This window comes from Amycolatopsis nigrescens CSC17Ta-90 (assembly GCF_000384315.1).
GTDB classification, from domain to species: Bacteria; Actinomycetota; Actinomycetes; order Mycobacteriales; family Pseudonocardiaceae; genus Amycolatopsis; species Amycolatopsis nigrescens.
The window spans coordinates 7,762,572-7,774,705 of record NZ_ARVW01000001.1; the positions used below are offsets into that span (position 1 = coordinate 7,762,572).

A 12,134-nucleotide genomic window follows, 5' to 3' on the forward strand; every position below is an offset into this window, starting at 1 on the left:
AGGTAAAACGGGACGTCCTGTTCCCGTCGAGCCTGCTCGCGATCGCGCTATCCGGGTCCACAAGGGACGGTGGCGTGTGACACCGAACTGAAAGGGCGATCGGGCAGGCTGGCCGCGACACGGGGTGCGCCCGCACACCGTCTTTTCCGTGGAGGCAAGGTGACCATGGGGGGACTATCGGCTTTGCCGCGTGCCCGCCGCGGCCGGGTGTTCGCGGTCGTTGTCGTGTTCGTTTCGGTCGTCGGTGCCTGCGAGTCCGAACCCGGTGGGGGCGAGGCGGCGGTCGAGCTGTCCCGGGAAGCCGTCGCGGCCGACACGAGTTGGCGTGACCGGGTGCTGGACGTCGACGGGCCGCACGTGTACCCGAGGTCGGTGACGGTGGTGTCCGGCTCGGCGGGGGTGCGCGAGGCCGAGGGGTTGCTGCGTCCCGACGGCGGGGCGACCACGTTGCGTCGCGAGGGCGAGGACGAGCCGGTGCTCCTGGTGGACCTCGGGGTGCTCACGAGCGGGTACCTCGAACTCGGCGTGGACGGCGGCACCGATGCTCCGATCCGGCTGGCGTACGCGGAGGGCAAGGAGTACCTCGATCCGCGCACTGGGGACGGGTCTGCCGACCCGGCCGACTTCTTCCACCAGGGCCAGACACCGGGCAGTGACGACGACCCGGACGCCAGGGCGGACGTATTCGCTCCGCGGGGCGAGCCGGCCACGCTGCGCAGCCCGGGTTTGCGGGGCGCGCAGCGCTACGTCGCGGTCTCCCTCGACAGTCCGGGAACGGCCACGATCGACTACCTCAGGGTGCGCCAGGCACAGCGCCCGGCGAGCTACGAGGGGTACTTCCGGTCGAGCGACCGGGTACTCGACGAGGCATGGTTCGCCAGCGCCTACGGCGTGAACCTGTCGGTGGCCAAGGACTCCAGGCGCAATTCGGACGCCGGGTGGATCATTCTGGACGGGCCGAAGCGAGACCGGATCCCGTACGTGGGGGACTTGCAGGTGGTCGCGCTGAGCGGGTACTACCAGAGCGGCGGCCACCGGGAGCCGGTGCGGAACACGCTCGCCCTGTTCGCCTGCCAGCAACACCCGGACGGCTCGCTGCCGGTGTCCAGCCGTATCGACGTGCCCTGCGGCCGGGCCGACCCGGGCCCGCCCGACGGGTCACCGCCGGGGTGGGAACCGCCACCGATCACCACGCTGGCGCGGCTGGACAGCTTCACCGCATGGTGGGTGATCGGCCTCGCCGACTACCACCGCTACGCCGGCGACCCCGAGTTCGTGCGTGCGATGCTGCCGGTGGCGCGGCGGGCGGTCCAGTTCCTCGCGAGCCGCACCGCCGGCGGCGACCTGTTCGTCACCGACCACTACGACAACCGGTGGGCGATCAACTGGCACCCGCCGAACACCGCGACCGGCATCGACGCCTACACCAACGCCGCCTACTACGGCGCACTGCGGGCGCTGGCCGGGCTCGAACGTTCGGTGGCCGATGACGACACGGCCGCACGAGGACTCGACGACCGAGCCGGCCGGGTCCGCGACGCACTGCTCGCACGGCTGTGGGACCCCGGCGCCGGCGCGATGGTGCTCAACACCCAGGATCCCCGCCGCGACCACACCGCCGACGCCAACATCGGCCCGCTGCTGCTCGGCATGTTCGACCAGAACCAGGCGCGCGAGGCGATGCGGTTCCTCGGCACCGCGCTCGCCACCCCGTACGGCACCAAGACCAGCGAGCACCCGGCCGACACCAATCCACAGGACACCATCCACATGACGCAGTTCATCTCGCCTTACCTGCTGGCGAACGAGGCCCTCGGCCGGTTCCGCTACGGCGACGGAACCGGCGCACTACGGCTGATCCGCACCGCGTGGGGACACATGCTCCGCACCGGCCCCGGCACACCCTGGGAACAGATCCAGCTCGACGGCACCGCCGGGGGCGCCGGCACCTCCGGCGGCTCGACCGGCCTCGCACACGCCTGGAGCACGGCCGTTCCCGCGCTGTCGGCGCACGTGCTCGGCGCCGAGCCGATCGCCGACGGCTACCGCACGTGGCGGGTAGCTCCCCACCCCGTCGACCTGCGCTTCGCACAAGGCGATGTGCCCACCCCGCACGGCACGCTGTCGGTCCGGTGGCAACGAGGGGAGCACGACACCTCCTTCCGGCTGACCGCGGTGGCGCCCCACGGCACCACGGGCACGATCGCCCTACCCCTGCTCGGTCGGGACCGGGACATCGCGCTCAACGGCCACATCGTCTGGCGCGCCGGACAACCGGCCGGCCGATTCGCCGCCACGCGGGAGGGCGACCACGTCGTGTTCACCGGCCTGTCGGGCGCCACCACACTGGCCTGGTCATCCTGATGATCGCGAAAGCGCTCTGTAAGCGGACGCTGTTAGCGTTCGCCCGTATCTGACTTCAGGATCATGGAAGGAGCAATTTTGCCGAATGAGTACTGCAACGGCAGTTAGGTGAGTGGGTGACCGCGGCGGCCCGTCGGCGTCGAAGGGGGATGGGTGGAAGGGCTCACGGCGGGCGATCCCGTGGCCGTCGGCCGCTACCGGCTGGTCGGTTCGCTGGGTGAAGGCGGCATGGGGCGGGTGTGGCTCGGTGTCGCTCCGGACGGCCGGCTGGCGGCGGTCAAGCTGGTTCACCCGCATCTGGCGCGTGATCCGGGATTCCGTGCACGGTTTCGCCGCGAGGTCGAGGTGTCCCGGGCCGTGTCGGGCGCCTACACCGCCGCCGTGATGGACGCGGACGTCGAAACCGCCTCGCCCTGGCTGGCCTCGGTGTACGTGCCGGGCCCGTCGCTACGGCAGGCGGTCGACCTGGTGGGGCCGCTGCCGGTACACACCCTGCGCGTGCTCACCGCCGGGCTGGCCTCCGCACTCGTCGACATCCACCGGGCCGGCCTGATCCATCGCGACCTCAAGCCGTCCAACGTGCTGCTCGCCGAGGACGGGCCCCGTGTCATCGACTTCGGCATCGCCCGCGCGATCGAGGGCAACCACGAGCTGACCTCGACGGGGTCGATCAGCGGCTCACCGGGCTTCATGTCACCCGAACAGGCACTGGGCACCGACCTCACGCCGGCCAGCGACGTGTTCTCGTTGGGAGCGATGCTGGTCATGGCCGCCGGCGGCCGCAGCCCGTTCGACGGGAACTCCACACCGCAGATCCTGTACAACGTCGTGCACGCCACGCCCCGGCTCGACGCCGTCCCCATACCGCTGCGTGAGCTTCTCGGGGCTTGCCTAGACAAGGCGCCGTCCCGCCGGCCGGCACCGTGGCAGATCCTGGACGCGGTGGCTGGAGCAACCACCGCACACGGCTGGCTGCCGCCTTCGGTCGCGGCGGCCGCCGACCAGCACCGCACGCAGGCACGCGCGCTGGTTGCCGGGACCCCGATCCCGAAACGCCGGTCGCGTAACAGAAGTTGGGTTCTCTCGGCCTTGCTCGCGGTGGTGGTCCTGACCGCCGGTGTCATCACCGCCATCCAGCTCGGTTCACCGGGCGAGCTTCCCGCGGCCTCCTACGATCAGCTGCCCAACTGGTGCCGCACGTTCACGCCGGACGCGCTGCGTACCGTGTCGGTGGCCTACCCGTATCTCGAAGCCAGCACGCAATACGGGTCCACCGTCAGTTGCGAGTGGATCGGCGATCCCAATGTGAACCACCTGTACGTCTCCCGGGACGCCGCCGACGACCCACCCGAGGAGTTCCAGCGCAGAGCCTCCGGCAAGGGCTATTACCAGGCATCCGGTATTACCGTCGGCGTCGCCTCCCTGTGGAAGCACAGCGGCCGCTCCGGTGAACTGACCATGGAACTGCTCACCCACGACGCCACCGCCGTGGTCAGTATGAAGTTCGTCAGCGACCGCCTCGACATGGGCAACGAAACCGACATCGAGAAAGCACGCCAACTCCTGATTCCCCTCGCGAACACCGCATTGACCAGTGGCGCCTGACTGTCAGCCTGGTGAAAGCGATCTGCCAGAGATGCTGTGTAGCGTCGCGGCAGTTGACAGTCCGTGAAGGTTTTAAAGGAGTGCGCGAACGTGACACCACCGGAATCCAGGTCGGCAACCGGAAAAGGGCCGGTCGGCGACGGGAAGCAGTTCGGTGCTGACCTGCACAGGCTGTACCGCGCGGGGCGTGTGCACCTGCCGGACTTCGCCATCAAGTACGCCGACAGCACCGAGTTGGTCCACCAGGCGGGCCGGGCCTTGGCGGCTTTGCGCGATACCTGCCCGAGCCTGCTGACTTTCACCTATCTGAAACAGGTGCAGGAGGAGCTGCAGAACGGAATGCGCACCACCGCGCTCAGCGTTCACGACGCCGGCGAAGCACTCGTGAAAGCCGCCGAAGCGTACGCCCGGTCCGACGACGACGCGCAGAGCGAGTTCACGAAGCTGATGGCCGACCCCGCCCACCGGGTCCTGCTCGACCGCGGTCCCGCACCGGGACGCCAGTGGCACGCCCCGCCCGAGGCCCGGTGAGGACGGACATGTTCGCCACAAACAACCACGAGGCGTTCATCGATTCGCTGAACTGGGTTTCCGAACTCCTCCACGACGCCCTGATGATGGACGGGGCGGTGGATTTGATCAAGAGTCCACAGTTCATGATGGATTTCCCAGTCAAGGACTATGCGCCGCAAAGCCGCAGTGGCTGCCATTATCTCGTCAAAGCTCCGGGATTCATGACGGGCCGGTTGGACGGAACCAACGCACGCGACGAATTCATAAAAGCCCTTTCCGTCGTCGGTGCCGAAGCGGACGGCAAGGTGACAGCCGTGGCCCAGGAAGTCAGGGACACCTTGGAATCGGTCATGCTGCTGGAATCCACGCACGTCGCGGAGGCCCATCGTCTGCTCACCGAGGCATGGGAGATATCCCGCTATCCACCGGAGGACTTCGCGGACCTGAAAACCCACGACGACGCCTGGGACGGCGACGCGGCGGACGAGTTCTTCGGCAACTTCTACCAGCCGCTCTACGGGGTCCGGCAGAACCACGGCAAAGCAGTCCACGAACTTGCGAAACTCCTGGGTGCCACCAACATGGCCATCGACCGAATCCAGAACAACGTCCTAGCCTGGCTCGACGAAGAAGCAGCGACGTTGAAGGCCCTCCTGGCGGCGACAGTCGCCAAGCCCGGGGACAGCCCCGCGCACAAGGTCTGGAAGCGCATCGGCGCGATCACCTCCGTTGTCGGGCAGGTCCTGTCGAGTCCCACGAAGGTGGGTGCGGGCTTGTTTCAGGCTGTAAGTACCCTTCCGTCCACAATCGGCGAGTTGATCGAGCCGGAAGTCGTAGCCGGCCAGGGAAGCCTGGCGCCCAAGGCTGTTCTCGATTACATCCCTAGGCGAGCGGTCGAGCTGCGACGAGACTTCTTCGAGGCCGGCGAGTCGATCACCGCTGCGGCGACCACGATCATCACAGAGATCGCTGGCCATCAGGGATACAACAACTTCGCCGTCCGGCGGCCGAGCATGGCCGACGGAGTCGACGGGCCTGGCTTTCACCACAAATCGGTCGCCAGGTCATACGATTGATTCGTCGGCCGGGGGAGTCCGATCTCCGCCGCCAGGCCCGCGGCCTCGCGGCGGCCTGGCCGTCGATTCCGCGAGATCAAACATGTCCTGAACCCATACCTTGGCAGATGGGCGAGCGCGCTGAGCTGAATGCCGGGCGTGGGTCGTCAATTAATTACGTACCCCTTTCGGATTGTTTTCCCTATACCTTCCCGCTGACGCTCGAAGCGGGCAGCAGGCGGACCGCCTGCGGCTAGAACCCTACTTTCAGCGAACGGGAGTACCGATGCAGAACGCGGAACCGGGTCGTGCCCGAAGTCTGTGCAAGGGCCTGCTCATCAGCGCACTGGGAATGGGGCTTGCGGTCGGCGGCGCGGTCGCGAACGCCCAGCCCGCTCCGGCCGAGGGCCAGATCATCACCGCGGGTGCGCAGGAGGCGGTGGCCGGCAGCTACATCGTGGGACTCAAGGGCTCGTCCGCCGGGGCCGGTGATCTGGTCGCCCGGTACGGCGGCCAGATCACGCAGACCTACACCGCCGCCCTGCAGGGCTTCGCCGTGTCGATGAACGAGCAGCAGGCCAAGCGGCTCGCGGCCGACCCGCGCGTCGCGTACGTCGAGCAGGACGGTGCCGCGCACCTGACCGGTACCCAGACCAACCCGACCTGGGGTCTGGACAGGATCGACCAGAAGGCGCTCCCGCTGGACAAGAAGTACACCTATCCCAACGAGGGCGCGGGTGTCACGGTCTACGTGGTGGACACCGGCACCATGCTGACGCATCCCGACTTCGGTGACCGCGTGAAGAGCGGGTACGACTTCATCGACAACGACTCCAACTCCTCCGACTGCCACGGCCACGGCACGCACGTCGCCGGGACCGTGGGCAGCAGCACCTACGGCGTGGCCAAGAAGGTCAACATCGTCGGTGTCCGGGTGCTGAACTGCTCGGGGTCGGGCCAGAACTCGCAGGTCGTCGCCGGCATCGACTGGGTCACCAAGAACGCCGCGAAGCCGGCGGTGCTGTCCATGAGCCTGGGTGGCGGCGCGAACACGAGCGTGGACTCGGCGGTCAGGCGCGCGGTCCAGGCCGGGATCACCACCACGGTGGCGTCCGGAAATTCCAACACGGACGCGTGCAACACCAGCCCGGCCCGCGCGCCCGAGGCGATCACCGTGAACGCCACGGACAGCAATGACGGCCGTGCCAGCTTCTCCAACTACGGCCGGTGCACCGACATCTTCGCACCCGGCGTGAGCATCCTGTCCACCAAGAACGGCGGCGGGACCGCGACGATGTCCGGTACCTCGATGGCGACACCGCACGTCGCGGGCGCCGCGGCGGTCTACCTGTCGGCCAACCCGAGCGCCACGCCGGCCCAGGTCGACACCGCGCTGAAGAACGGCGCCTCGGACAACGTCGTGAAGAACCCGGGCTCCGGCTCGACGAACAAGCTGCTCAACGTGGTCGGGTAACCCCGTTCTCGGCTGGGCGCGGCGCACCAGGTGGTGTGCGGCGCCCAGCCGTTGTCATGCGCCCGGGCTGGGTCCGGCCTCCGCGGTGCGCGGCCACGGCGCTCGCGGTGTGGCCCAAGCCCACAAGTGACGCCCAGATTCACGAGCAACGAGGTCAGCAAGCACCGTCGAAACCACGCGGCCTGGCAGGGAGGTGGAGAAGGCCATCAAGAAGGCCGCGAGGGCGGGGCGAGCTTACCCGGTCGACGATTCCATGGAGACGTTCCGGGCCAGGCCGTAGACGTCCTCGGTGACCGCGTGGGGCACGAACGGCGCGACTTCGCCGGCGCGCCACGTCCAGAACTCCACGACGTGATCGTTGGGATCGCTGAGGTAGGCCGACCGGGCGCGGCGGCCGTCGTCCGCCTCGAAGAGGACCTCGTCGACGGTGCCGCCGCGTGCGCGCAGCCCGCGGACCAGCTCGTCGTAGTCGGATTCTTCGACGTACATCGCGTAGTGCACGTGTACACCGGGCCTGGCTCGGGCGATGCCGAGGCCGGGCAGGGCCAGGCCGATCCTGGTACCGCCGGCCAGCACCCACACCACCCACGGTGTACCGCCGATGCTCCAGCGGTCGAGCACCTCGAAGCCGAGCACGCCGGTGTAGAAGCTCTCGGCCTCGCCGAGGTCGCGTACCTCCAGCATCAGTTCGTTGACCCCGGTGGTGGGTGGTGTCACAGCCATGAGATCCCTCCAGCGTCATATCTCTATATAGTGCATTACCGATATTCTAATATTGGAGGCTACCTATATACGGGGCTCAGGGGCAAGGGGTCAGCGCACGAGGCGGAAGAAGGTGTGCAGCTCGTCGACGAACAGGTGCGGCTGCTCGAACGCGGCGAAGTGGCCGCCATCTAGTGGCTCAGGCGATGACTCAGCTCATGAGCCCGATGCGGACTCCTGACGCGACATTTTGTCCAGGTCGCGTTTGCAGAACCCGTGGTGAGCCCATTCCTCGTTGAGCACGGTACCGAGGCATTGCCGCACTGCCCGCCCCTTGGCGTACGGGGGCCATCTGTCGTCGTCGGGCACCGGCGCGGTCTGCGCGAGCTGATCAGGCGTGACCTCGGCCAGCCACGTCTCGATCCTCGAAGCCTGCCGGTTGCGCACGGTGAGCACCTCGTCGAGGCTCGGTTGGGCGGACGGGTCGAGCTCGTTCTCCTGGTCCATGACGAACGGTGGACCCAGTCCCATGGCCGTGAACGGCTCGGTGAGCCCGAGCACGCAGCGCCGGAACCAGGAGTCGTGCACGAAGACAAGGTGACGGAGGGTTTCGACCATCGACCACTCGCCGTCGACGCCGTGATGCTCGCTGTTCTCGGGCATGGACCGGACGCGCTCGGTGGTCGCCGCCCAGTCTTCCCGCAGTTGCCGCCAGGCCTGTCGCAGGTCGGCCGGTTCATCGGAGCGGATCAGCAACCGCACCGGGTGGCGGCGGTCGAGCTCCGACTCGACGTACGACATGACCTCGACCCCGTTGACCACGAGATTGGTGACCAGGCCGTCGATCTCAACGTCCTGCATGACCACGCCGACCAGTCGGGCTCTGCTCAGGTCGCACTCGCGGAACTCCGCGCCGGTGAGGTCCTCGTCGTCGAAGCGTCGCATGCGGACAGACTAGGCGGCATCGCACCCGCAATGCGCGACTTTGCCGCGTGGAGTACGCCGTCGGGGCCGTCGTAGGTGGTGAGGCAGTGGTCGAAGTCGGCGCGCCATTCCGCTGGGGCGAAGGGGAAGTCGCTGCTGTAGAGGATGTGGCCGGGTTCGGCGAAGGCGAGCAGGGAAGGCAGGGCCGTGGGGGCTGGCGGACAGGCGGTGTCGAAGTAGAAGCGGCGTAGCCCGGCCATGGTGTCGAACGGGAAGCCCAGCAGCGGGCTCGGCAGGCCGGCCAGTTGCGGGATCGGTGGTTCGGTCGGGTGCGCGAAAACCACGGCGTCCCGCGAGTCCAGTTCCGTCCAGAGCGGCTCGTACGGCCGGGCACGTCGTTCGATTCTGGCGTGCGGCACCGGATCGTGTGGTGCGCTCGGGTAAGCCGGCGCATCCGGCGGTCGTACCGGTGGAGGACTTCGTGCAAGCCCAGCTCAAGCGCAAGACCAAGGCCTCAGATGGCCTGCGAACAGCACGGAAGTCGGAGCGGGCCGGACACGCTCACGCCAGGTTCTCCCGCGCTGGCAACGCATCCGCCCACGATCTACCTCCGTGAGGATCCACTGCGGGACGCGGTGAACGGGTGGCTCGGCACCCTGTTCGACCGTGACAACGTGGACCGGACCATTCGCGAGTTGGTCGGATCTCAGGGCGGCACCGGTCAACAGAGTGAGCACTGCCGGGCGCGCGAGCGGCTCGCCGACTCGGAGGCACGGCTCCGACGGTTTCAGGTTGCCATCGCGGCGGGTATCGACCTGACAGCCTGGTCAAAGCGATCAACCAAGCACAGGCCGAACGCGCGAACGCGCAAGCCGAACTGGACAACGCGCCGGCACCGAACACGCTGGGTGAGGCGGAGGTGTACGCCATGATCGACTCGCTCGGCGACGTCGGCGCGGCGCTGTCCGGCGCGAACTCGGAGAAGCTGGCCAACCTCTACGGCGAGCTGCGGCTCGACCTGCGCTATGACCATGAAAGAGGCCGTCGATGTGACGGCCTATCCGCGGGTGAATAGTGTGTGTCCGAGGGGCGACTTGCACACTAACCACACGCCTCCGGATGGCCAACGGGGGATGCGTCGTTGGACTGTAGGGAGGTGTCGACGGTCTGAGATCTGTCGAGTAGGACGAGCACCAGGTCCGATGGATTGTGCTTAGGCTGAGCGGCATGAGGCGGCTATCGTCGTGCTCGTCGCTTCCATGCCTTTCGAAGGCCCCAACCGGCAAGCCCGACTCCGCCTGTGGCCGCGAGGACTATCCCTCCGCTGGCGACCAGGCCTAGCCTGAAATAGCTAGATACGGCGACCGCCGCAGTGAAGCAGCTCGTGACAATCAGCCCCAGGCTCAGGATAATCAAACTGATCGCGGCTGCACTCGATTTCAGGAGTTTTTGGGCGTTGGTAGTCTTGCTAGCGTCAGAAACTAGATGATCGAGAAGCTCGAGTACGGACGTTGCGGGGGGCGCTGGTGGAGGTCGAATACCGGTGTCGCTGGGTTCTTGCTCGTCAGATGCCGGTGGGACCGCCGCTGGCGGGTTCTCGGTCATCGTGTGTCTCCTTGGCCAGGCTCACGGCTCGTTAGGCTGATCGGGGTGGTGTGTCTCCAGCCGGATCCAGCGATCGTCTTTTGGGACGATGACAGTCACGCCACCATGGCGGAGACGGTTAAGGAGGTCCGGTCGGGGCCGCGACGACACGAGGACGGCATGGTTTTCGGCATCGGCTTGCATTGGTCGGCCTGATCACGAGTTGGTACGCGAGCGTTAGAGGTTCTCGGTGAGTGGTTCGGGTTCGTGTTTGGTGAGATCTTTCCAGGTTTCCGAAAGGATCTTGTTCTCGACCTGGCTGATGTGGGCTGGCGTGTTGGACGCGGCCGCAACGACAACGACCTCACCAGTGGTCTTGAGCTTCACCGTTTTCTTCATGCCGTTCTTCTCCTGCAGGAAGCCAGTGATTTGGATCCAGTGCTTGCGGTCGCGCCGCCAATCGATCTCGGCGAGACGCCGTTTGAGCTCTTCGAAGGGGATCTTTGGAGATGGCGGCGTCAGTTCGGCCACGGCGTCAGCGAACTTCTTCTCGAGGTCCTCGATCGTGTCGTGATCGGTTGTCTGCTCCTGCACCATCACGTCCATGATCGGGCCGAGTTTGTGGCGCCGTGCCTGGTTGTAGGCGAGCGCAAGGGCCTTGAGAGCGAAAGCCCAGCCGTGGACGTATAACCGCCGGTAGGTGTCGGGCTGCTTAGTATCGCGCCAGACGTCGCCGAACATTTCCTCCAGCATCTGGAGGAACTCGCGGCAGTACGGCAGGACGAACGGGACGTGATGATGCTTGAGGTGCTCGCGCTTACGGTTGCCGTGCGAGATCACATTGAGTAGCATCTGGTCGAGCGTAGACGCATCGACAATATTCTGAACTGCGGTGAGCGTCGCGCCCGTGCTGCGGCCATCTGCGACGCGACCATTGAAAATGGTCCCCTTGATCGCCCCATTTCGCAGCTTGGAGAGAGCGGACGAACTATCGTAGGTCGCCACCAGGTTGGCGTTCTTCTTTGTACCGCGACCGTTGCGGTCTGCGAAACTCTGAGCCGCCGCATCGACACCGACTTTGAGTTCGATCTCGAGGGTCACAAAGAAGGTGTCGAGAGCGCCCTTCTTGCGCGCGATCCCACTTTGGGCAGCCTCAAATAGAGCAGCCGTCTGGGTTTGTCCGTCGGCCTGCATGACCGGCCGCTTGGGCAAGTAGATGTCGCCGTAGAGAGCAGCCGGGTTCGCCTCATCGAAGGCGACAAAAATAGGCTGCGGGTCCTCCTCGAACTCCTCGACGGACTGCCACCCGGTAATGGTCGGCAGGTACGCGACGCGTTCGCCGCGAACGGCCTCAAGGATATAGCGCCGGAAGTCGCCGCGGTTGGTTGCCTTGGCACCCCGGAAGTCGCTCTGCGTCTTCTCGTGAGCTGCCCTCATGCCGATGGCTTCGTAGTCAACCGCGCGCGGAGGGTCGGACGGATTATATTTCACGATGTCAGTGAACTGGAGTAGACTGGGGTGGAGCGAGACGCAGATGCGGTAGCCCCCCTCTGCACCCTTCAGGCACAGCATGCCACGCATGACGTGCCGTTTTTCGGTCTCGTGCTGGAAACGGTAACAGCGGTTTTCGAAGTTGTCGCGCGCCTCCTCGTTCGAACTGACGCGGACGATTCGTAGGCCTCCATAGGTCTGATCCTCAGGGATGTCGGCGGTGCTGATCAGCCTTTGTTGGGCGATAAACGGGGTGCTCACGACTAGTTCTCCTATTGATTGAAGTCAGGCGTGCCGGTGCCCGTGGATGTCGAGTCGGGAGCGAGAATTGGGGAATCGTGATGCATGCCGACGCAGATCTTGAAGCCCCACTGACGAGTGACGTTGCCACGCTCGATCGTGCGCGTGTCCGCGCGGGCCGC

The 12,134-nt window shown here is 66.4% G+C and carries 10 protein-coding genes; 6 read left to right on the plus strand and 4 right to left on the minus strand.

Translation table 11 applies throughout. The features are described 5' to 3' along the window. Nucleotides 1-165: 165 nt before the first annotated feature. From AMYNI_RS46240 to AMYNI_RS0136780, 5 genes are all read left to right on the plus strand, one after another. Nucleotides 166-2,364, plus strand: a complete 2,199-nt coding sequence (locus tag AMYNI_RS46240) for an alpha-L-rhamnosidase C-terminal domain-containing protein (RefSeq protein ID WP_084628567.1) — start codon at nt 166-168, stop codon at nt 2,362-2,364. Between the two features lie 153 nt (nt 2,365-2,517). Beyond that, nucleotides 2,518-3,969: a serine/threonine-protein kinase gene (locus AMYNI_RS46245; RefSeq protein ID WP_020673123.1), complete on the plus strand. Its 1,452-nt coding sequence runs from the start codon at nt 2,518-2,520 to the stop codon at nt 3,967-3,969. Between the two features lie 90 nt (nt 3,970-4,059). Then, a complete protein-coding gene (locus AMYNI_RS0136770) occupies nt 4,060-4,500 on the plus strand; it encodes a hypothetical protein (protein WP_020673124.1) in 441 nt (146 codons plus the stop codon). An 8-nt stretch (nt 4,501-4,508) separates the two neighbouring features. Then, entirely contained in the window at nt 4,509-5,558 is a 1,050-nt protein-coding gene (locus tag AMYNI_RS0136775) for a hypothetical protein (RefSeq protein WP_157357623.1), read from the plus strand. A 265-nt stretch (nt 5,559-5,823) separates the two neighbouring features. Further along, complete coding sequence (locus tag AMYNI_RS0136780) at nt 5,824-7,011, plus strand: S8 family peptidase (protein WP_020673126.1); 1,188 nt, start codon at nt 5,824-5,826, stop codon at nt 7,009-7,011. A gap of 234 nt (nt 7,012-7,245) precedes the next feature. Here the strand turns inward: AMYNI_RS0136780 and AMYNI_RS0136785 are convergent, their stop codons facing one another. The 3 genes from AMYNI_RS0136785 to AMYNI_RS50620 form a co-directional block, all read right to left on the minus strand. Further along, nucleotides 7,246-7,734: a VOC family protein gene (locus tag AMYNI_RS0136785; protein ID WP_020673127.1), complete on the minus strand. Its 489-nt coding sequence runs from the start codon at nt 7,732-7,734 to the stop codon at nt 7,246-7,248. 195 nt (nt 7,735-7,929) lie between these two features. Next, nucleotides 7,930-8,658 carry a DinB family protein gene (locus AMYNI_RS0136790; RefSeq protein ID WP_020673128.1) on the minus strand — a complete coding sequence of 243 codons (729 nt, stop codon included), beginning with the start codon at nt 8,656-8,658 and terminating at the stop codon, nt 7,930-7,932. Next, complete coding sequence (locus AMYNI_RS50620) at nt 8,601-9,056, minus strand: amidohydrolase family protein (protein WP_020673129.1); 456 nt, start codon at nt 9,054-9,056, stop codon at nt 8,601-8,603. Before AMYNI_RS50620 ends, AMYNI_RS0136790 begins: the two co-directional genes overlap by 58 nt. 509 nt (nt 9,057-9,565) lie before the next feature. On the opposite strand from AMYNI_RS50620, the gene AMYNI_RS49415 reads away from it, so the two are divergent. After that, nucleotides 9,566-9,712 (plus strand): hypothetical protein, encoded by a 147-nt coding sequence (locus AMYNI_RS49415; RefSeq protein WP_157357625.1) that lies wholly within the window; start codon nt 9,566-9,568, stop codon nt 9,710-9,712. Nucleotides 9,713-10,458: 746 nt separating this feature from the next. Here the strand turns inward: AMYNI_RS49415 and AMYNI_RS0136810 are convergent. Next, nucleotides 10,459-11,973, minus strand: coding sequence for a DNA sulfur modification protein DndB (locus AMYNI_RS0136810; protein WP_020673132.1), 1,515 nt, complete (start codon nt 11,971-11,973; stop codon nt 10,459-10,461). Nucleotides 11,974-12,134 lie beyond the last annotated feature (161 nt).

What these genes read in the sequence shown, in the direction of transcription:
- AMYNI_RS49415 (WP_157357625.1), top strand. Translation starts at nt 9,566, where the DNA reads ATGATCGACTCGCTCGGCGACGTCGGCGCGGCGCTGTCCGGCGCGAAC.
- AMYNI_RS0136790 (WP_020673128.1), bottom strand. Translation starts at nt 8,658, where the DNA reads ATGCGACGCTTCGACGACGAGGACCTCACCGGCGCGGAGTTCCGCGAG.
- AMYNI_RS46240 (WP_084628567.1), top strand. Translation starts at nt 166, where the DNA reads ATGGGGGGACTATCGGCTTTGCCGCGTGCCCGCCGCGGCCGGGTGTTC.
- AMYNI_RS0136775 (WP_157357623.1), top strand. Translation starts at nt 4,509, where the DNA reads ATGTTCGCCACAAACAACCACGAGGCGTTCATCGATTCGCTGAACTGG.
- AMYNI_RS0136785 (WP_020673127.1), bottom strand. Translation starts at nt 7,734, where the DNA reads ATGGCTGTGACACCACCCACCACCGGGGTCAACGAACTGATGCTGGAG.
- AMYNI_RS0136780 (WP_020673126.1), top strand. Translation starts at nt 5,824, where the DNA reads ATGCAGAACGCGGAACCGGGTCGTGCCCGAAGTCTGTGCAAGGGCCTG.